We start from the raw sequence: 20,402 nt of genomic DNA on the forward strand, positions 1-20,402 counted from the left end.
GCCGGCCGCGGGCCGGTTCGCGTCCGTGCCGGTCGCTCACTGCAGGTGGGGCAGGCCGATCAGGTCGGCCATCAGCCCGACCTGGTGGTCGAAGTACACGTCCCGGTGCGCGACGGTCTGGTTCAACCGGCCGAACAGTTCGAAGCTGATCAGCCCGAAGAGCTGCGTCCAACCAGCCATGCCCCGGGCGAGCAGGGCGGTGGGCATCCCGGGGAAGAAGGTGTCGGCCAGCTCGGTCAGGTCGGCGCGCACCGGCTCCGGCAGGTCGTCGGCGGGGACCGCGAGCAGGCCGTCGGCCAGGCCGTCGCGGAGGATGCCGACCAGGGTCAGCGGGGGGCGCTGGGCAGGTAGGACGGTGTCCTCGGGAGCGGCGTACCCGGGCACCGGGCTGCCGTAGAGCAGCGCGTACTCGGCGGGGTGGGTGAGCGCCCAGTCCCGCGCGGCCCGGCACACGGCGTGCCAGCGGCCGCGCAGGTCGTGCCGCTCGGCGCTGCCGTCGGCGGCCTCCACCGTGTCGCCGAGCGCGTCGTACGCCTCGATGATCAGCGCGGTGAGCAGGTCGTCCCGGCTCGGGACGTAGCGGTAGATGGCGGAGGAGACCATGCCCATGTCCCGGGCGACGGCCCGCAGCGACAGGTTCGCACCCTCGGTGGTCAGGTGTCGGCGGGCCACGGCCTTGATCTCGTCGAGCATCTCGGCGCGGACGCGGGCGCGGATCGAGGAAGCGGACATGGGATCACTCTGCCACGAAGCAGAGCACCAATCAAAATCGAGAGCACCGCTCTTGACGGATCGCCGGCCGGCGGGCATGGTGGTGGTGCGCAGAGAGCAGTGCTCTCGATTCGCACCCCTGCTTCGAAAGGTCTCCCATGTCGCTACACGTCATCGTCGGCACCGGCCCGGTCGGCACCGCCACCGCCCGTCTCCTCGCCGAGCGGGGTGAGCAGGTCCGCGTCGTCAGCCGCCGGGGCACCGGACCGGAGCACCCCGCCATCGAGCGGATCGCCGCCGACGCCGCTGACGCCGAACGCCTCACCGCACTCACCACCGGCGCCCAGGCGCTGTACAACTGCGCGAACCCGGCCTACCACCGGTGGTCCACCGACTGGCCGCCACTGGCCGGCGCACTGCTCGCCGCCGCCGAGCGGACCGGCGCGGTGCTCGCCACGGTCGGCAACCTCTACGGGTACGGACCGGTCGACGGTCCGATGACCGAGCAGAGCCCGCCGGCCGCGACCGGCACCAAGGGCCGGGTCCGCAACCGGATGTGGGCCGACGCGCTCGCCGCCCACCGGGCCGGTCGGGTCCGGGTCACCGAGGTGCGCGGATCCGACTACGTCGGCGTCGGCGGCACCTCGCTGGCGATGATGGTGCTACCCCGGGTACTCGCCGGGCAGCGGGTCTTCCTGCCCGTCAACTGGGACGCCCCGCACACCTGGACGTACATCGCCGACGTCGCCCGTACCCTCGTCGCGGCAGCCGCCCAGGAACAGGCCTGGGGGCGGGCCTGGCACGTGCCCAGCGCGCCGGCCGCACCGATGCGCGAGTTGGCCACCCGAGCGGCGGCGCTGGTCGGCGCACCCGCGCCGAAGCTGATCCGGATGCCCTACCCGGTGCTGTGGCTGGGCGGCCTGACCAACCCGCTCATCCGCGAACTGCGGGAGACCGCCTACCAGTTCGATCGCCCCTTCCTGATGGACTCGACCGCCGCCACCGCCACCCTCGGCGTCGAGCCGACCCCCCTGGACCGCGCCCTGAAGGACATCGTCGAGGCCCTGCACGGCTGAACCGCGCCCGTCACCCGCCGCGAGCCGGTTCAGCTCAGCGGCGCGCGGGCGGCGCGAGCGCGGCGATCAGCACGGCCACCATGGTCAGCGCGGCGCCGAGCAGGGTGTTCGGGCCGGGGTGCGAGGCGGCGGTGGGCAGCACCACGTCCAACAGGACGGCCCCCACGATCTGGCCGGCGATCGTGGCGAGGCCGAGCAGCAGCACACCGGTGAAGCGCACGATCGCCGCGGCGATCGCGATGAACACGATGCCGATCGGGCCGCCCAGGTAGAGCCACGGCTCGGTCGGCAGGTGGCCGGTCGGCCAGCCGCGTATCGCGGTGTCGACCGCGAACGCGGCGAGCAGGGTGACCGTGCCCACCGCGAAGTTGATCAGCGTGGCGGTCAGCGCGCTGTCGGCCGCCGCCCGGACCCGACCGTTGACCGCCTGCTGCCAGGCGGTGCCCACCCCGGCCACCAGCGGCAGCAGGGCCAGCACCAGCGTGCCCGGGTCACCGAAGCGGTCGCCGACCGCCAGGCCGACCGCCAGCACGGTGAGCACCGCGCCGGCCAGCCGCTGCCGGGTGACCGGCTGCCGGCCGGTCGGCCCGATCCCCGCCCGGTCCACCGCGAGACTGCTGCCGGTCTGCCCGGCGACCACCGCGACGGTGAAGACCGCCACGCCCAACGTGCCAATGGTGAGCCCCTGGGTGGCCACCAGCACCGCCCCGCACATGCCGCCGAGGCACTGCCACGGCCGCAGCGCGCCCGACGCGAGGGCGGTACGTACCCCGACCAGCCCGCGCCGCCCGCCGGGGGTGGCCGGCACCAGCACCAGCAGCACCAGCAGGCCGATGCCGAACGAGACGATCGCGGCGGCGAACCCGTCGGCCAGACGTACCCCCAGCTCGCCGTTGATCCGAGACTGCACCGCCACCGCGACCCCGGAGACCGACGCCAGCGCGACGCCGGTGATCCGGCGGGTTGCTGACAGGGTCTGCGGCGTCGCCGTGTCGGTGACGCTCACTCGTGCTCGGCCAGTGGACGACCGTCGAAGTCGACCGCGGAGTAGAGCGCCAGCTTCTCCAGCCGGTGGTACGAGTCGATCACGCGGATGGTGCCGCTCTTCGACCGCATCACGATCGACTGGGTGTACGCCCCGCCGGCCCGGTAGCGCACCCCGCGCAGCAGGTCGCCGGAGGTGACTCCGGTCGCCACGAAGAAGCAGTTGTCCCCGGTGACCAGGTCGTCGGTGCCCAGCACGCGGTCCAGGTCGTGCCCGGCGGCGAGCGCCTTCTCCCGCTCCTCGGCGTCGCGCGGCCAGAGCTTGGCCTGCATCGCCCCGCCCATGCACTTCAACGCGCAGGCAGAGATGATGCCCTCGGGGGTGCCACCGATGCCCATCAGCACGTCGACGTCCGACTCGCCCCGGGCCGCCGCGATGGAGCCGGCGATGTCCCCGTCGGAAATGAACCGGATGCCCGCCCCGGTCCGGCGGATCTGCGCGACCAGGTCGGCGTGGCGGCTGCGGTCCAGCACGCAGACCGTCACCTCGGAGACGTCGGTGCCCTTGACCTTGGCGATCCGCCGCAGGTTGTCGGCCACCCCGGCGTTGATGTCCACGACGTCGGCGTACGCCGGCCCGACCGCGAGCTTCTCCATGTAGAAGACGGCGCTCGGGTCGAACATCGCGCCGCGCTCGGAGACGGCGAGCACCGCCAGCGCGTTCGGCATGCCCTTGCTCATCAGCGTGGTGCCGTCGACGGGATCGACCGCGACGTCCACCTCCGGGCCGGTGCCGTCGCCGACCTGTTCGCCGTTGAAGAGCATCGGGGCGTTGTCCTTCTCGCCCTCGCCGATCACCACGACGCCGCGCATCTGGATCGAGTTGATCAGCTTGCGCATGGCGTCGACGGCGGCCCCGTCGCCGCCCTCCTTGTCGCCCCGGCCGACCCAGCGGCCGGCGGCCATCGCCGCGGCCTCGGTGACCCGGACCAGGTCGAGGGCGAGGTTACGGTCGAGATCCTGTGGGATCCGCGTCCTGGTGTTCGTCATGACGGCTGCTCCTCCTCGCGACGGTGCGGGGTGGACCGGCCGCGGGGCGCCTCCCGCTGCCGGCTTTGTCGCTGATCCTCACACGATGGCTGACCCGGCGTCGGCGCGGGGCGGTGATGGGCCGGATACCGCCGGTCGGGCGGCTGCGAAGATGGCAGGGTGGAACCCGCACAGCCAGCCGACCGCGTACCCGACGACCGCACGCCGCCCGACGGCCAGCCGCCGGCGGACCTTCCCGCCGGTTCCGGTGCTGAGCCGGCCGCGACCGGCCCGACGACACCGCCGGCCGCCGAGCCGGCCCTGGTCGAGTCGAGCCCCGCGGACGAGCCGGCCCGCAGCGGTCCCGCCATCGGGACCGACGCCGCCGCCGAGACCGGCGAGCGGCCCGCGCCGCCGCCGCGGGCGGAGGCCGCCCGATCCGAGCGGTCGCCCAAGGACATGGCGATCTCGCTGCTGGTGCTGCTGATCCCGATCGCGCTGCTGCTGGCGTTCTACCGGGGTTTCCTCGGCGGCGACGAACCGACCACGGTCGATCCGGCGCCGGCGATCGAGCAGGCCCGCTCGGCGAACGTCTTCCCGGTGAGCCAGCCGGAGGGCCTGGGTTCGGACTGGCGTACGGTCAGCGCCCGCTACCAGACGGTGGAAGGCGGCGCGAACCTGCGGATCGGCTACATCACGCCGGAGGGGCGGGGCGTCCAGCTGTTGCAGAGCAACGTGCCGGCGGAGCGGCTGCTCCCGGCCGAGCTGACCGGCCAGGGTCAGCCACAGGGCCCGACGGAGCTGGCCGGACGCACCTGGCAGCGCTACACCGCACGGGGCAACCAGCAGGCGCTGGTCCTGCTGGAGCCGGCCCGTACGGTCATCGTCGTCGGCGACGCCCGGGACAACGAACTGCGCCAACTCGCCGACGCGCTGCGCTGACGGCGGCCACCCCCGCTCCGGTCGGCGGTGGTACGACCGCACGAAGGTCGCCCCGTTCCCGTCGCACGGGCGCGGCGACAACCGGACAGTTGGGTGATTGTGCGACGTGTCGACTGGGAACAAGGAGGAAGTGATCCGGGTGCGCTGCTCGGCCCGGGTCGCGCGGCGCAGCCGAAGGTGCTGCTGCGTCGCCCGGTTTCCGGCGCCGTCCTGGTCGTCGGGTGACCCCCTTGGGAGACACGTATGACTGTTCGACGACTCAGTGCCGGCCTGGTAGCCGCCGCCCTGTTCACGCCCGGTCTGGCCGCCTGCAACAGCAGTGGGACCCCTACCGCCGGATCGACCGCGTCCCCGACGGTGAGCGCGTCCGGCGCGCCGAGCCCGTCCGGCACGCCGAGCCTGTCCGGCTCGCCCGTGGCGGGCGACGCCAAGCAGGCGCTGCTCGACTCCACCAAGGAGATCAGCAACGGAAACTTCCGCTTCACCCTCGCCGGCGCCGGCTCCACGGCGGAGGGCCAGGTGCACCAGCCGAGCCAGAGCGCGGCCATGAAGATCGCCATCGGCGGCCCCTCGTCCGACCTCGCCATGAAGCTCGACGTGATCCACTTCAAGCCGGACAGCTGGGTGAAGCTGGAGCTGAGCGGCCCCACCGCCGACAGCCTGCCCGCCATCAAGCAGCTCAACCTCGGCAAGTACCAGCACCTGGACCAGACCCGGATCAAGGGCAACCGGAGCCTCGGCTTCGACTTCGAGAAGGTCGACCCGGCCGGCAGCGCGGTGCTGACCCAGGGCATCACCGAGGTCCGCAGCACCGGCACCGGCACGTACGCCGGCACCATCGACGTCACCAAGGCGGCTGAGGCCGGCTCGCTGAACGCCGCCACGATCGCCGCGCTGGGCACGCAGGCGAAGACGGTTCCGTTCACCGCGAAGGTGGATCCGCAGGGCCGGCTCAGCGAGCTGGTGCTGCAACTTCCGGCCGCCGGGCAGACCGCCGCCCAGGAGATCCGAATGACGTACTCCGACTACGGTGCCGCCACCGCCGCGCAGAAGCCGCCGGCGAACCAGGTCGTCGAGGCGCCGGCCGAGCTGTACAGCCTGTTCAACTGAAGGTCGTACGCGGGTGGGGCGGCTCCGGTCGCCCCACCGGCGGTCAGGAGGAGGGCTCCTGCCGGGCGGCTTCGATCCGCGCCCGGGCGCCGTCCAGCCACCGCTGGCAGATCACCGCCAGCGCCTCGCCGCGCTCCCACAGCGCCAGCGACTCCTCCAGGGAGGTGCCGCCGGCCTCCAGCCGCTCCACCACCGAGGCCAGCTCTGCGCGGGCCTGCTCGTAGCTGAGCCGCTCGTCCGGCTTGGCCTTCGTGTCGTCAGTCATCGCGTCCATCTCAGCACACCACTCTCCGACCGCCGCGCCCCGCCACTCAGCCGTCCACCGTGGCTGCCAGCTCACCGTCGGCCAGGCGGACGCGCAGCGGGTCGCCCTTGCCGACCTCGGCCGCCGCGCGTACCACGTGACCGTCCGCGCGCTGCACGATCGCGTACCCCCGGTCGAGGGTCGCGGCGGGTGACAGGGCGCGTAGCCGCGCCAGGGTGTGCCGCAGCTCGTCGTCGGCCGCGGCGAGCCGGTGGTCCAGGCACCGTCCGGCCCGCTGACGCAGCGCGCTCAGGTCGGTCGCCCGCTGCTCCACCATCACCTGGGGTCGGGCCAGCACCGGACGGGAACGCAGCCCGTCGAGCCGGTGGGACTCCCGGTCGACCAGATTGCGCACCGCCCGCTCGAGGCGGTGCCGGGCCTGGCCGATGAGGCGTACCTCCTCGGTGAGGTCGGGGACCACCCGCTTGGCCGCGTCGGTCGGGGTGGAGGCGCGGACGTCGGCGACGTAGTCGATCAGCGGGGCGTCCGTCTCGTGACCGATGGCGCTGACCACCGGGGTACGGCAGCCGAACACCGCGCGGCAGAGCGCCTCGTCGGAGAAGGGCAGCAGGTCCTCGATGCCGCCGCCGCCCCGGGCGATGATGATCACGTCGATGCTCGGGTCGGCGTCCAGCACCTTGAGCGCGTCGATGATCTGCGGCACCGCGGACGGGCCCTGCACGGCCACGTTGACCGTACGGAACTCCACCGCCGGCCAGCGCCGCCGTGTGTTGGTCAGCACGTCCCGTTCGGCGGCGGACGCCCGGCCGGTGATCAGCCCGATCCGGCCGGGCAGGAACGGCAGCCGGCGCTTGCGGGCCCGGTCGAACAGCCCCTCGGCGGCGAGCAGCTTCTTGAGCTTCTCCAGCCGGGCCAGCAGCTCACCCAGCCCCACCTGGCGGATCTCGTCGGCACGCAGGCTCAGCGTGCCCCGGGCGGCGTAGAACTCCGGTTTGGCGTGCAGCACCACCCGGGCGCCCTCGCGTAGCTCGGGCGCGCCGGCGTCCAGCACGTCCCGGTTGGTGGTGACGGTCAGGCTCAGGTCGGCCGACGGGTCACGCAGGGTGAGAAAGACGGTGCTTGCCCCGGGCCGGCGGCTGATCTGCGCCACCTGTCCGTCCACCCACACCCAGCCGAGCTTCGCGATCCAGGCGCCCACCTTCTGGCTGACCACCCGGACCGGCCACGGCTCCTCCGCGCTGCTCCGCGCCCCGTCACTCACCCGCCCACCCTACGACCCACCCCACCCGATTCGTTGATCATGAAGTTGTCGCCCGCCTTTGGCGGTGTATCGCGCAACAACTTCATGATCAACGGGGGCTGGGCGGAGCTGGCGCGGGGTCGCAGCCGCTGCCGCCGGGAAATCGGACACGTACGATGGGTGGGTGACCGAGGCTCAGGCGACCCCCCAGACCGGCAAGCGCGTGCTCCTGGCCAAGCCCCGCGGCTACTGCGCGGGCGTCGACCGCGCGGTGCAGACCGTCGAGGAGGCGCTGAAGCTCTACGGCGCCCCGATCTACGTCCGCAAGCAGATCGTGCACAACAAGCACGTCGTGCAGACCCTGGAGGCCCAGGGCGCGATCTTCGTGGAGGAGAACGAGGAGGTCCCGGAGGGCGCCACCGTCATCTTCTCCGCGCACGGCGTGGCCCCCGAGGTCTACGAGCAGGCGAAGGAGCGCTCGCTGAAGGCGATCGACGCGACCTGCCCGCTGGTCACCAAGGTGCACCAGGAGGCGAAGCGGTTCGCCGCCGAGGACTACGACATCCTGCTGATCGGTCACGAGGGGCACGAGGAGGTCGTCGGCACCGCCGGCGAGGCTCCCGCCCACATCCAGCTGGTGGACGGCCCGGACGGCGTCGACAAGATCACCGTCCGCGACCCGGAGAAGGTCGTCTGGCTCTCCCAGACCACGCTCTCGGTGGACGAGACGCTGGAGACGGTCGCCCGGCTCAAGCAGCGGCTGCCGCTGCTCCAGTCGCCGCCCAGCGACGACATCTGCTACGCCACCTCCAACCGGCAGCACGTGGTCAAGGAGATCGCCCCGGACTGTGACGTGGTGATCGTCGTCGGCTCGCGGAACTCGTCCAACTCGGTCCGGCTGGTCGAGGTCGCCCTGGACGCCGGTGCCCGTGCCGGTCACCTGGTCGACTTCGCCCACGAGATCGACGACGCCTGGCTGGCCGACGCCCGCACCGTCGGCGTGACCTCCGGCGCGAGCGTCCCGGAGGATCTGGTCCGGGACGTGCTGACGCACCTGGCCGCGCACGGTTTCGGCGACGTCGAGGAGATCACCACCGCCAACGAGCGGCTCACCTTCTCGCTGCCGCAGGAGCTGAAGCGGGACATGAAGGCCGCGGCGGCCCGCGGTTGAGTGGCGTCGGCAGGGTTCGGGTGGGAACGGCCCGCCACCGCGGCGCGTCGAAACCGGCATGAGGACCTTTCGGCTCGTCGTCTCCGCCCTGGTGGTCTGCGCGGCGCTGAGCGCCTGCGGCGACACGGACGGGCCCGCCACCCCCACCCCGAGCGGATCGTCACCGGCGACCGGGCAGCCCAGCCCGTCGGCGCAGCCCAGCCCGTCGGCGACCGTCCCGTCGACCCCCGGCCCGGGGACACCCACCCCCTCCTCGCCGCTCAAGCCACCCGGTGGACCCACCGTCCCGCCGCCGGTCGGAGCCACCGAGCTCACCGGCACGATCACCCCTGGCGTGGAGCCGAACTGCGTGCTGCTCGACGGCTACCTGCTGCTCGGCGGTCCGCGGGACGTGCTGAGGGCCGGCGCCAAGGTGACCGTCACCGGCCGGGTGGAGCCCGGCATGATGACCACCTGCCAGCAGGGCACGCCGTTCGTCGTGGAGGGCGCGCACCGTAACTGACCCGGCTCCGGTGGGCCGGCGGGTGGCCCGCTGCCCACCAGCGGGCGAACCGGTCAGCGGTCGCGGTCGACGGGGACGGCGTCGTCCAACAGCTCGGGCGCCTGGGGCTGGCGGGGGGTCAGCTCGACCTGGGCCGGGCTGGCCAGCTCCTCGTCCGAGACGCCCAGCTCGGCGAGCTTGCGGGCGCTGACCAGCACCCGGGCCTCCAGCGAGCCGACCGCCCGGTTGTACGCGGTCACCGCCCCGGCCAGCGACGAGCCGAGCTTGCCCACGTGGTCGCCGAGGGTGGCGAGCCGGCTGTACAGCTCCCGGGCCAGCGTGTGCACCGCCAGCGCGTTGCGGGCCAGCGCCTCCTGCCGCCAGGAGTAGGCCACCGTGCGGAGCAGGGCGACCAGGGTGGCCGGCGTGGCCAGCACCACGTTGCGGGCGAAGGCGTGCTCCAGCAGCGTCGGGTCACGCTGGAGCGCGACGTCGAGGAACGGGTCGGCGGGGACGAACAGCACCACGAACTCCGGCGAGCTGTCGAACGCGGCCCAGTAGGACTTGGCCGCCAGGGCGTCGACGTGCCCCCGCAGGTGCCGGGCGTGCGCGTCGAGGTGGGTGTCCCGGCCGCGCTCGTCGCGGGCCTCCATCGCGGTGAGGTACGCGTCGAACGGCGCCTTGGCGTCCACCACCACCGACCGGCCGCCGTGCAGCCGGACCACCAGGTCCGGGCGGACGACCTGCTCGTCGGTGGCGGCGGTGACCTGCTCGGAGAAGTCGCAGTGCTCCAGCATGCCGGCCGCCTCGACGATCCGGCGCAGCTGGTGCTCGCCCCAGCGGCCCCGCACCTGCGGCGCGCGCAGCGCCGCCACCAGCTGCTTGGTCTCGGTGCGCAGCTCGCCGGAGACCGCGTTCATGGAGCGCACCTGCTCACGCAGCTCGGCGTACGCGTCGACCCGGTCGTGCTCCAGATCGGCGACCCGCTGCTCGTAGCGGCGCAGGGTCTCGTGCAGCGGCGCCACCGCACGGGCCACCGCCTCCTGGGACTGGGCGGTGGCCTCGTAGCTCAGCGCCCGCATGGACTGCTCCAGGCGCCCCTCGCCCTCGCGGGTCGCGGTCAGCGTGGCGTCCAGCCGGGCGATGTCGGCCGCCGACCGGGACCGGGCCGCGAGCCAGCCCACCGCCCCGCCGGCGCCGAGGCACACGATCACCAGGAGCAGCGTCGAGACGTCCATCACCGGAGCTTGCCAGACGGATACGACGTGGAACCCGCGGGTACGTTCGATGACATGGAACTTGTCCTGTGCCTCGCCATCGTGGTGATCGGCGCGGTGGCCGCCGCGGCGCTCATCCGCGCCCAGGCCACCGCCCGGCAGCGCACTGAACTCGGTGACGCTCGCGCGGAGGCGCAACGCTGGTACGAGCGCCTCGGCGGCCAGTTGATGACCCTGCACGGCGACGAGCCAGCGGTCCGCCAGGCGCTGTCCGATGCCGGTGAGCGGTACAACGCGGCGGGCTCGCAGCTGGAGCAGGCGCGTACGCCGCACCAGTTCGCTCTGGCTCGGGAGACCGCGCTGGAGGGGCTGGCGTACATCCGGGCGGCGCGGACGGCGCTGGGGATCGACCCGGGGCCCGAGGTGCCGGCGCTGGCCGCCGCGCGGGGCGTCGGGCAGCTCACCAAGGAGCGGGAGGTCGACGTGCAGGGGCAGACCTTCCGGGCCGGTCCGCAGCCGGGTCGGGAAACGCCCTACTACTACCCCGGGGGCCGTTACCAGGGCCGTCCGGTGCCGGCGGGCTGGTACTCGACGCCGTGGTGGAAGACGGCGCTGGGTGCCGGCGCCGGTGTGCTCGGCGGCGTCCTGATCGCCGACGCACTGTTCTCGCCGGCCTTCGCCGACCCGGGGTACGGCTACGACGAGGGCTACCAGGAGGGCTTCGGTGACGGCGTCGACCAGGGCGCGGACGGCGGTGACCAGGGCTTCGACGGTGGGGACCAGGGCGGCGACGTCGGCGGCGGTGACTACGCGGGCGGGGACTACGCGGGTGGCGACTTCGGTGGCGGCGGTTTCGGTGGTGGCGACTTCGGCGGTGGCGGTGACTTCGGCGGCGGTGACTTCGGTGGTGGCGACTGGTGAGCGCCGCTGAGTGACACGAGAACAGGCCCCGGTCGCGGAGACCGGGGCCTGTTCGTGCTGTCGCTCAGCCGGTGTTGCGCATCCCGGCGGCGATGCCGTTCACCGTGGTGAGCAGCGCCCGTTCCAGGGCCGTGCCGTCGCTCGGGGCGCGCCGGCCACCCGGCGCGGTCGCCACCGCCCGTCCGGCGGCACCGGACTCGCGGTACTGCCGCAGCAGCGCCACCTGGAGGTGGTGCAACGGCTCCAGGTAGGTGTCCCGCACCGCCAGGGTGCGCTGCAGCACCGGCGAGTTCTCCAACAGGGCGGGCGAGGCGGTCACCGCCAGCACCTCCCGCTTGGTCAGCTCGTACTCCTGCTCGATCTGCTCGAAGATCGGGTGCAGCTTCTTCGGCACCAGCGTCTCGACGTACCGGCGGGCGATGCTCAGGTCGGTCTTGGTCAACATCATCTCGACGTTGGACAGGAACGTGCGGAAGAAGTGCCAGTTGCGGTGCATTTCGGCCAGCACGTCCGCCAGCCCGGCCTCGCGGGCGGCGGCCAGCCCCGCGCCGACGCCGAACCAGCCCGGCACGATCTGCCGCGTCTGCGTCCAGCCGAACACCCACGGGATGGCCCGCAGCCCGGACAGCCCGGCACCGGTGTTCGGGCGCTTCGCCGGCCGGGAGCCGATGTTCAACGCGCCGAGCAGTTCGGTGGGGGTGGACGCCCAGAAGTACGCCGGCAGGTCCGGGTCCTCGACCAGCGACCGGTACGACCGGAAAGCCGACTCGGAGACCACGTCCATGGCGGCGTCCCAGCGTTCGAGCATCTCCGCCGGCTGCCGGGGGCCGGTGTGCAGCAGCGTCGCCTGGAGCACCGCGGCGAGGGTGAGCTCCAGGTTCTCCCGGGCCAGCGAGGGCAGGCTGTACTTGTCCGAGATCACCTCGCCCTGCTCGGTCACCTTGATCGCGCCGTCCAGCGTGCCGTACGGCTGCGCCAGGATCGCCTCGTGCGTCGGGCCGCCGCCGCGCCCCACCGTGCCGCCCCGGCCGTGGAACAGCCGCAGGTGCACCCCGTGCCGGGCGGCCACGTCGCGCAGCGCGCGCTGTGCCCGGTGGATCGACCACTGGCTGGTGGTGATCCCGGCCTCCTTGTTGGAGTCCGAGTAGCCGAGCATGACCTCCTGCACGTCACCCCGGGCGGCCACCAGCGCCCGGTACGCGGGCAGCGACAGCAGCTCGTCGAGGAGTTCGCCGCCGGCGTTCAGCTCGGCCGGGGTCTCCAGCAACGGCACGAAGCCGACCCGGGCCCGGCCGCTGTGCACGTCGACCAGCCCGGCCTCGCGGGCCAGCACCACCGCGGCCAGCACGTCGTCCACCCCGAGGGTCATCGAGATGATGTACGACTCGATGACCTCGTTGCCGAACCGGTCCTGCGCCTCCCGGATGGTGCTGAACACGTCGAACGTCTTACGGGTGGCCTCGGTCAGTGGGGTGTCCACCGTGGACAGGGGGCGGCGGCCGGTCAGCTCGTCGGCCAGCAGCTTGGTGCGCTCCAGACGGGTCAGCGCCGGGTAGTCGGAGACCTCACCGACGGCCCCGTACAGCTGGGCGAGCACCGCGTGGTGCGCCTCGGCGTGCTCCCGGACGTCCATCGTCGCCAGGTGCAGGCCGAACGCGGAGACCGTCCGGATGGTGGAGGCCAGCCGGCCGACGGCGGTGAGCTGCCCGGAGTTGCGGGCCAGCGAGGCGCGCAGCAGCTCCAGGTCGGCGATCAGCTCGGCCGAGCCCCGGTAGTCCCGGCCCGGCACGTGCGCGGTGCCCTGGCGCAACCGCTGCCGGGTGTTGGCCAGCTTCGCCTTCACGCAGCGCGCCTTGAGCCGGTACGGCTCCTCGGCGTTGACCCGGCGGAACCGGGGTGCCACCTCGGGCAGCGCGTCCAGATCGGCGGCGAGGCTGGCGGAGAGGTCCAGTGACACCCCGCGCAGCCGACGGGAGACCGAGACCTCGTTGATGAGGTGGTCCATCGCCTTCTCGGTGGCCGCGATGCCGTGCTCGTGCTGAATGGTCAGCACCTCGCGGGTGACCGCCGGGGTGACGAAGGGATTGCCGTCCCGGTCACCGCCGATCCAGGTGCCGAAGCTCAACGGGCGGGCCGTCGGCGAGGTTTCCACGCCGAGCGTGCGCAGCGTGTCGGCCAGGTCGTCGAGCACCTGGGGGGCGGCCTCGGCGTACAGGTCACGCAGGTAGTAGATCGCGTTGCGGGCCTCGTCGGTCGGGTCCGGCCGGTCCAGCCGCAGCTCGTCGGTCTGCCACATCAGGTCCAGAAGCTCGGCCAGCCGGCGGTTCGCCGGGCCCTCGTCGCTGGCGCCGTAGAGGATCGCGTTGGCGGTCTCGGTGTCCAGCTCGTCGGCGATGGCCCGCAGCTTGGACAGGATCGAGCGGCGGGCCGCCTCGGTGGGGTGCGCGGTGAAGACCGGCCGGACCGCCAGCCGGCGGGCCGCGGCGGCGATCTCCTCGGCCGGCACCCCGCGCTCGGCGATCATCTTGGCCGCCTGGTCCAGCCAGCCGCCCTGCACGGCGCGGCGGCGGCGCAGGTCCCGGGCACGGTGCACCTGCTCGGTGATGTTGGCCAGGTGGAAGTAGGTGGAGAAGGCGCGGGCCAACTTGGTGCCGGTGGTCACGTCCAGCCCGCCGAGCCGCTGGGCGGCCGCCGGGGCGTCGGTGCGGACCTGGGCGCGGATCTCCTCGACGAGGTCGAGCAGTGGTCGGCCCTCCTGGCGGGCCAGGGTCTGCCCGAGGAGGGTGCCGAGCCGGCGGATGTCGGCGCGCAGTGCGGCGTCCGGGCCGTCGTGGTCGTGCTGGTCGGTCACGATGCGCTCCTTACGTCAGTACGAAGGACAGCGCTGTCCGACTCCCTGGATGGTATCCGCGTCGGGCCGGATGGCAGGAGGGGCTCTCCGCATGGTGCGCCGTGACGCGGAACACCTCGGAGATCACCTCAACGCCCGCGGGTGTCGCCCGACCGCCCCGTCCGGCTCCTCGTCCACCAGGCCAGACTAGGGAGGCTTCCTGCCCGGCTCGCGGTGTTTCGGCGGGCGGAAAATCCGCTGGTTCTGCCCGCTACCGTCTGATCATGGATGCCCCGCGATATCCCACCAAGCCGAAGCCGGGCGACCGGGTCGCTGTCGTCTCACCCTCCGCCGGTCTGCCGGGCCTCTTCCCGCATGTCCACGAGCTGGGGCTGCGGCGACTGCGCGAGGAGTTCGGCCTGGAGCCGGTGGAGTACCCGACCACCCGCGTGATGGGAGCCGACCCGCGTGACCGGGCCCGCGATCTGACCGCTGCCTTCGCCGACCCGACGATCACCGCCGTGCTCGCCACCGTCGGCGGGGAAGACCTGATCACGGTCACCCCGCACCTCGACGACGACGTGCTGCGCGCCAACCCGAAGCCCTACTTCGGCTACTCCGACAACACCAACGTGCTCAACCACCTGCACCGGCTGGGGATCGTGGCGTACCACGGCGGGTCCGTGCTGGTGCACCTCGGCCGGCCGGGTGCGCCGCACCCGCTGACCTTCGACTCGCTGCGCGCGGCGCTCTTCAGCAGCGACTGGTACGACCTCACCCCCGCGACCGAGTGGGGCGACGAGCCGCGCGACTGGCGTGACCCGGCGACGCTCGCCGAGGAGCCGGTGATGCTGCCGGGTGAGGGCTGGCACTGGCAGGGCCCGGCGCGCGTGGTCCGGGGACGCACCTGGGGCGGCAACCTGGAGGTGCTCAACTGGCTGCTCGCCGCCGACCGGGTGGCCCCGGCCGCGTCGCTGGCCGGCTCGGTGCTGCTGATCGAGACCTCTCAGGAGTTGCCCTCGGGCACCGAGGTGTACCGGATCCTGCGCAACCTGGGGGAGCGCGGCCTGCTCGCCAGCTTCCCGGCGGTGCTGGTCGGGCGGGCCAAGGCGTGGGACTTCGACCGGCCGCACACCGTCGACGAACGCCGGGCGTACGTGGCGGCCCAGCGGGGCGCGGTGACCCGGGCCTGCGCCGAGTACGCGCCCGACGCCGTGCTGGTCTTCGACGTCGACTTCGGGCACACCGACCCGCAGCTGATCATCCCGTACGGCGGAGAGGCCCTGGTCGACGCCGAGGCCCGCCGCATCGCGGTCCGCTACTGACCTGTCCGGCCGCCGGGCTGGTTCTTCGCCACTTCCGGGAAGTAGTGGTGTCCGGGTGCACCGGAGGCCACTACTTCCGTGAAGTTGTGTAGATCTTGGGCGTGGGACGCGGCCTCTCCGGCGATGCGGCCAACGCTGGAAGGCTCGTCCGGTGTGAGCGCTGTCAGTTGTCGACGATGGCGAAGGCGCGGACCGGAAACGTGCCCATGCCGGCCACCATCGGTGGCGCCGCGGTGAACCGGAAGCCGCTCGGCGGCAGGGCGTCCAGGCCGGTCAGGTGCTCCACGATCGGGATGCCGGCGGCGAGCAGCGTGCTGTGCGCGGGGCGTTCACCGCCGGCCGCGGGGCTCATGTCGTCGATGTTGATCGAGTCGATGCCGGCCAGGGCCACGCCGGCGTCGGCCAGTGCCTGGGCGGCGTCCCCGGTCAGGTGCGGCGCCTCCGGCGCGCCGTACCGCTCGGTGCCGAAGTGCGCATCCCAGCCCGTGTGCAGCAGCACCGCGCGCCCCGCGACCTCGTACGGGGCGAGCATCAACCGGTCCACCGCCCGCGTGCCGGGCGGCACCCGGACCACGACGCCGGGCAGGTCGACGAGCCGGTCCAGCGGCACCCCGGCCAGGTCATCGCCGCCGGCCCAGCGGTGTGCCGGTGTGTCCAGGTACGTGCCGGTGTTGGCGATCATGTCGATCCGAGCCACCCGGAACTCGGTGCCCGGCGCATACCTCGCGCGGGACGCCGCGAACGTCAGCCAGTCGCCGATCTGCGGGGCGGGCCAACCGGGCAGGGTGCTCATCCCGTCACTGATCACGTGGCTCAGCTCGACCAGTCGCCGGCCGGCGCCGGGTTCGCCGACGGCGACGCCACGACCACCCTTGTGCGGCTCCTCGATGATCGTCTTCGCGCTGATCCGGACCTCGGCGACCATCAGCAGCCCGAGGTGTCGGACGAACAACGCCGCCAGGTCCTGGTCGGTGATCTCTCGACCGGGGATGTCCAGCCGGAACCCCTCGGTGCGCAGCCCACCGCCATTGGCGAAGCTCACCTCGGCGTCGAACTGCGCCCGCCACTGCCCGCTCATGCCAAGACCCGATCACGACCCCCGCTCCCCGTCAAGATCGATGTTCGTCCGGTCCGTCCGCGTGCTCCGCCCGACCGGACCCGGCAGCGCCGGCAGCGCGGGGAGGGTGTGAAGCGCGGGCAGCGCGGAGTGCGCGGGCAGCGCGCGGAGCGCGGGCAGCGCGGGAGGGCGTGAAGCGCGGGGGAGCGCGGGACAGCGCGAAGATCCACACAACTTTCAGGGAAAGGACGCGGGGGTTTCGGGGCGGCGCGGCGTGGACCTGGGCGGAAAGGGGTGGCTGTCGGTGGACGGGGATAGGCTGGTCGTCGTGCACCCCCCGTCCGACCGGACGAGGGGCAGCCGTCGTGTGCGTCGACTCCCCTGGAAGTGATCACATGCTCACCGGTCTGTTCTCCGCCGCCCTGGCCGACCCCGGGCTGGCCCGGGCGCGTGACCTGGCGCGCTCCGGTGCCGCCCAGGTCGACGGCCTCGACATCACCGCCCCACCGGCGCTGCGCCCGTTCGCGGTGGCTGCCGTCGCGGCCGACCCCGACGGCTCCGCTGGCGGGGCCGGCCGGCCGGTGCTGGCGGTGACCGCCACCACCCGTGAGGCCGACGACCTGGCCGCTGCGCTGGGCGGGCTGCTGCCGGCCGAGCAGGTGGTGGTCTTCCCATCCTGGGAGACGCTGCCGCACGAGCGGCTCTCCCCGCGTTCGGACACGGTCGGCCGGCGACTGGCCGTGCTGCGCCGGTTGGCGCACCCGGAGTCGGCCGACGCGCACGGCAGCACCGGGCCGCTGCGGGTGGTCGTGGCCCCGGTTCGCTCGCTGCTCCAGCCGCAGCTCAAGGGGCTCGGCGACCTGGAACCGGTGCAGCTCGCCGCCGGCGAGGAGGCCGACCTGGAGGAGGTCGCCCGCCGGTTGATCGACATGGCGTACGCCCGGGTCGACCTGGTCACCAAGCGCGGCGAGTTCGCGGTGCGCGGTGGCATCCTGGACGTCTTCCCGCCGACCGACGAGCACCCGTCCCGGGTCGAGTTCTGGGGCGACGAGGTGGAGGAGATCCGCACCTTCGCCGTCGCCGACCAGCGGACCATCGAGCAGGTTCCGCTGCTCTGGGCGCCGCCCTGCCGGGAGCTGTTGCTCACCCCGCCGGTCCGCGAGCGGGCCGCCGCGCTCGCCGAGCAGCACCCGGAGCTGGCCGAGATCCTGGACAAGCTGGCCGAGGGCATCCCGGTGGAGGGGATGGAGTCGCTGGCGCCGGTGCTGGTCGGCCCCGACTCGCTGGAGCTGCTGCTGGACGCCATGCCGGCCGGCACCCACGTGCTGCTCTGCGACCCGGAGCGGATCCGCACCCGGGCGCACGATTTGGTGCGTACCTCGGAGGAGTTCCTCCAGGCCAGCTGGGCCGCCGCCGCGGTCGGTGGCCAGGCGCCGGTGGATGTCGGCGCCGCAGCCTTCCGCACCCTGGCCGAGGTCCGCGCCGCCGCCGGCAAGCTCGGCCAGCCGTGGTGGACGCTGTCCCCGTTCGGCCTGGTCGAGGCGGAGACCGCCGAGACTCGGCAGCCCTGGGAGGACGCGCCGGAGCGGGCCGCCGTCACTCCGGACGACGCCATCGCGGTGACGCTCTCCGCCCAGCCCGCCCCGCTGTACCACGGTGAGACCGCCCGTGTCGTCGACGACCTCAAGCGCTGGGCCGGCGAGGGCTGGTCGATCGCGCTGGTCTTCGAGGGGCACGGCCCCGCCCAGCGGGCGGTGGAGGTGCTGCGCGACGCCGGGCTGGGCGCCCGGCTCGTCGAGGAGGTGCCCACCGCTCCCGTCGCCGGCGAGCTGGTGGTCACCTGCGGCGCGCTGAGCAGTGGGTTCGTCGACGAGGCGTCCCGTTTCGTGCTGCTCACCGGCAACGACGTCACCGGGGGTCGGGGCACCTCCACGCGGGACATGCGCAAGATGCCCAGCCGCCGACGCAACACGATCGACCCGCTGGAGCTCAAGGCCGGCGACCACGTGGTGCACGAGCAGCACGGCATCGGCCGGTACGTCGAGCTGGTGCAGCGCACCGTCAACGGCGCCAGCCGGGAATACCTGGTCATCGAGTACGCGGCCAGCAAGCGCGGCCAGCCCGGTGACCGGCTCTTCGTGCCGACCGACCAGCTCGACCAGCTCTCCCGCTACGTGGGCGGCGAGCAGCCGACCCTGCACAAGATGGGCGGCTCGGACTGGCAGAAGTCCAAGGCCCGGGCGCGCAAGGCGGTCCGGGAGATCGCCGCGCAGCTGATCCAGCTCTACGCCGCCCGCAAGGCGTCCAAGGGGCACTCGTTCGGCCCGGACACCCCGTGGCAGCGGGAGCTGGAGGACGCCTTCCCCTGGCAGGAGACGCCGGATCAGCTCGCCGCGATCGACGAGGTCAAGCGGGACATGGAGCAGACCGTCCCGATGGACCGGTTGATCTGCGGCGACGTCGGCTACGGCAAGACCGAGATCGCGGTCCGGGCGGCGTTCAAGGCGGTACAGGACGGCAAGCAGGTGGCGGTGCTGGTGCCGACCACGCTGCTGGTGCAGCAGCACTACAACACGTTCGCCGAGCGGATGAGCCAGTTCCCGGTGGAGATCCGGCAGCTGTCCCGGTTCCAGACTCCGAAGGAGACCGCGCGGACGCTGGAGATGGTCGCCGACGGCACCGTCGACATCGTCATCGGCACCCACCGGCTGCTCCAGACCGCCACCCGGTTCAAGCAGCTGGGTCTGGTGATCGTCGATGAGGAGCAGCGCTTCGGTGTCGAGCACAAGGAGCACCTGAAGACGCTGCGTGCCTCGGTGGACGTGCTGAGCATGTCGGCCACGCCGATCCCGCGCACCCTGGAGATGGCGATCACCGGCATCCGGGAGATGTCCACCATCGCCACCCCGCCGGAGGAGCGGCACCCGGTGCTCACCTTCGTGGGCGCGCAGGACGACCGGCAGGTGGCCGCGTCCATCCACCGGGAGCTGCTCCGCGACGGGCAGGTCTTCTACCTGCACAACCGGGTCGAGTCGATCGACCGGGCGGCGCGGCGGCTGCGTGAGCTGGTGCCCGAGGCGAGGGTCGCGGTGGCGCACGGCCAGATGGGCGAGGAGGCCCTGGAGAAGGTCATGGTCGGCTTCTGGGAGAAGGAGTTCGACGTGCTGGTCTGCACCACGATCGTGGAGTCCGGCATCGACATCCCGAACGCCAACACCCTGATCGTGGAGCGGGCGGACCTGCTCGGCCTGGCCCAGCTGCACCAGATCCGTGGCCGGGTCGGCCGGGGCCGGGAGCGGGCGTACGCCTACTTCCTCTACCCGCCGGAGAAGCCGCTCACCGAGCACGCCCACGAGCGGCTGGCCACCATCGCGCAGCACACCGAACTGGGCGCCGGCATGTACGTGGCGATGAAGGACCTGGAGATCCGGGGCGCCGGCAACCTGCTCGGCGGCGAGCAGTCCGGGCACATCGAGGGCGTCGGCTTCGACCTGTACGTGCGGATGGTCGGCGAGGCGGTGTCCGCGTTCAAGGGCGAGCGGCCGGAGGAGGAGGCGGATGTCAAGATCGACCTGCCGGTCGACGCGCACCTGCCGCACGACTACGTGAGCGTGGAGCGGCTGCGGTTGGAGATGTACCGCAAGCTCGCCGAGGCGCGCGACGAGGAGCGGCTGCGCGAGGTGGTCGCCGAGATGACCGACCGGTACGGCGAGCCGCCGGCCCCGGTGCAGAACCTGGTGGCGGTGGCCCGGTTCCGCCTGCTGGCCCGCCGGTACGGCCTGGCCGACGTGTCGATGCAGGGCAAGCACGTCCGGTTCGGGCCGTTGCCGCTGCCCGACTCGAAGCAGCTGCGGCTCAAGCGCTACCACCCGGACGCCGTCTACAAGCAGGCGACCGACCAGGTCAGCGTGCCCCGGCCGAGCACGCGTCGGGTCGGTGGCGAGCCGCTGCGCGACCAGGCTCTGCTGGAGTGGTGCGCCCAACTGCTCTCCGACGTGCTGGGCGCCCCCGCTCCGGCGGTGGCGGCGGGAGCGACCGCCTGA

Annotated in this window: 17 protein-coding genes; 9 read left to right on the forward strand and 8 right to left on the reverse strand. The window is 73.0% G+C overall.

The window, feature by feature from the left end; all coding sequences use genetic code 11:
* Nucleotides 1–36: 36 nt before the first annotated feature.
* Entirely contained in the window at nt 37–732 is a 696-nt protein-coding gene (locus tag BUS84_RS27445; RefSeq protein ID WP_074316818.1) for a TetR/AcrR family transcriptional regulator, read from the reverse strand.
* 137 nt (nt 733–869) lie between these two features.
* On the opposite strand from BUS84_RS27445, the gene BUS84_RS27450 reads away from it, so the two are divergent.
* Nucleotides 870–1,787: an NAD-dependent epimerase/dehydratase family protein gene (locus BUS84_RS27450; protein ID WP_074316820.1), complete on the forward strand. Its 918-nt coding sequence runs from the start codon at nt 870–872 to the stop codon at nt 1,785–1,787.
* Nucleotides 1,788–1,821: 34 nt separating this feature from the next.
* Here the strand turns inward: BUS84_RS27450 and BUS84_RS27455 are convergent, their stop codons facing one another.
* Together BUS84_RS27455 and glpX are read right to left on the reverse strand one after the other, a co-directional pair.
* Nucleotides 1,822–2,793 (reverse strand): DMT family transporter, encoded by a 972-nt coding sequence (locus BUS84_RS27455; protein WP_074316822.1) that lies wholly within the window; start codon nt 2,791–2,793, stop codon nt 1,822–1,824.
* A complete protein-coding gene (gene glpX, locus BUS84_RS27460; protein ID WP_074316824.1) occupies nt 2,790–3,821 on the reverse strand; it encodes a class II fructose-bisphosphatase in 1,032 nt (343 codons plus the stop codon). The genes BUS84_RS27455 and glpX overlap by 4 nt, the downstream gene beginning before the upstream one ends.
* A gap of 159 nt (nt 3,822–3,980) precedes the next feature.
* Between glpX and BUS84_RS27465 the strand changes: the two genes are divergently transcribed.
* The 3 genes from BUS84_RS27465 (at nt 3,981) to BUS84_RS27470 (ending at nt 5,852) form a co-directional block, all read left to right on the forward strand.
* The gene (locus BUS84_RS27465; protein WP_074316826.1) at nt 3,981–4,742 is read left to right on the forward strand and encodes a DUF4245 domain-containing protein; all 762 of its coding nucleotides are present in this window, start codon (nt 3,981–3,983) and stop codon (nt 4,740–4,742) included.
* 93 nt (nt 4,743–4,835) lie between these two features.
* On the forward strand, nt 4,836–4,967 hold the full coding sequence (locus BUS84_RS40770; RefSeq protein WP_280175152.1) for a hypothetical protein: 132 nt from the start codon (nt 4,836–4,838) through the stop codon (nt 4,965–4,967).
* A gap of 18 nt (nt 4,968–4,985) precedes the next feature.
* Entirely contained in the window at nt 4,986–5,852 is an 867-nt protein-coding gene (locus BUS84_RS27470; RefSeq protein ID WP_074316828.1) for a hypothetical protein, read from the forward strand.
* A 43-nt stretch (nt 5,853–5,895) separates the two neighbouring features.
* Here the strand turns inward: BUS84_RS27470 and BUS84_RS27475 are convergent, their stop codons facing one another.
* Both BUS84_RS27475 and xseA read right to left on the reverse strand, forming a co-directional pair.
* Nucleotides 5,896–6,117: an exodeoxyribonuclease VII small subunit gene (locus BUS84_RS27475; RefSeq protein WP_074319162.1), complete on the reverse strand. Its 222-nt coding sequence runs from the start codon at nt 6,115–6,117 to the stop codon at nt 5,896–5,898.
* Nucleotides 6,118–6,163: 46 nt separating this feature from the next.
* Complete coding sequence (gene xseA / locus BUS84_RS27480) at nt 6,164–7,378, reverse strand: exodeoxyribonuclease VII large subunit (RefSeq protein ID WP_074316831.1); 1,215 nt, start codon at nt 7,376–7,378, stop codon at nt 6,164–6,166.
* Nucleotides 7,379–7,541: 163 nt separating this feature from the next.
* Here xseA and BUS84_RS27485 point away from each other — a divergent pair, with 163 nt between their 5' ends.
* The gene (locus tag BUS84_RS27485) at nt 7,542–8,528 is read left to right on the forward strand and encodes a 4-hydroxy-3-methylbut-2-enyl diphosphate reductase (protein ID WP_074316833.1); all 987 of its coding nucleotides are present in this window, start codon (nt 7,542–7,544) and stop codon (nt 8,526–8,528) included.
* Nucleotides 8,529–8,586: 58 nt separating this feature from the next.
* The gene (locus tag BUS84_RS27490; RefSeq protein WP_074316835.1) at nt 8,587–9,030 is read left to right on the forward strand and encodes a hypothetical protein; all 444 of its coding nucleotides are present in this window, start codon (nt 8,587–8,589) and stop codon (nt 9,028–9,030) included.
* A gap of 53 nt (nt 9,031–9,083) precedes the next feature.
* Here BUS84_RS27490 and BUS84_RS27495 read toward each other — a convergent pair whose 3' ends face one another.
* Nucleotides 9,084–10,247, reverse strand: a complete 1,164-nt coding sequence (locus tag BUS84_RS27495; protein ID WP_074316837.1) for a DNA recombination protein RmuC — start codon at nt 10,245–10,247, stop codon at nt 9,084–9,086.
* A 54-nt stretch (nt 10,248–10,301) separates the two neighbouring features.
* Between BUS84_RS27495 and BUS84_RS27500 the strand changes: the two genes are divergently transcribed.
* Nucleotides 10,302–11,147 carry a hypothetical protein gene (locus tag BUS84_RS27500; protein WP_074316839.1) on the forward strand — a complete coding sequence of 282 codons (846 nt, stop codon included), beginning with the start codon at nt 10,302–10,304 and terminating at the stop codon, nt 11,145–11,147.
* 64 nt (nt 11,148–11,211) lie between these two features.
* On the opposite strand, the gene ppc is transcribed toward BUS84_RS27500, so the two are convergent.
* A complete protein-coding gene (gene ppc, locus BUS84_RS27505; protein WP_074316840.1) occupies nt 11,212–13,998 on the reverse strand; it encodes a phosphoenolpyruvate carboxylase in 2,787 nt (928 codons plus the stop codon).
* Between the two features lie 263 nt (nt 13,999–14,261).
* On the opposite strand from ppc, the gene BUS84_RS27510 reads away from it, so the two are divergent.
* Complete coding sequence (locus BUS84_RS27510; protein WP_074316841.1) at nt 14,262–15,302, forward strand: S66 family peptidase; 1,041 nt, start codon at nt 14,262–14,264, stop codon at nt 15,300–15,302.
* Between the two features lie 163 nt (nt 15,303–15,465).
* Here the strand turns inward: BUS84_RS27510 and BUS84_RS27515 are convergent, their stop codons facing one another.
* Nucleotides 15,466–16,380, reverse strand: a complete 915-nt coding sequence (locus BUS84_RS27515; RefSeq protein ID WP_074316843.1) for a cyclase family protein — start codon at nt 16,378–16,380, stop codon at nt 15,466–15,468.
* Nucleotides 16,381–16,754: 374 nt separating this feature from the next.
* Between BUS84_RS27515 and mfd the strand changes: the two genes are divergently transcribed.
* Nucleotides 16,755–20,402, forward strand: a complete 3,648-nt coding sequence (gene mfd, locus BUS84_RS27520; RefSeq protein ID WP_074316844.1) for a transcription-repair coupling factor — start codon at nt 16,755–16,757, stop codon at nt 20,400–20,402.

Source organism: Micromonospora cremea (assembly GCF_900143515.1).
GTDB lineage: Bacteria > Actinomycetota > Actinomycetes > Mycobacteriales > Micromonosporaceae > Micromonospora > Micromonospora cremea.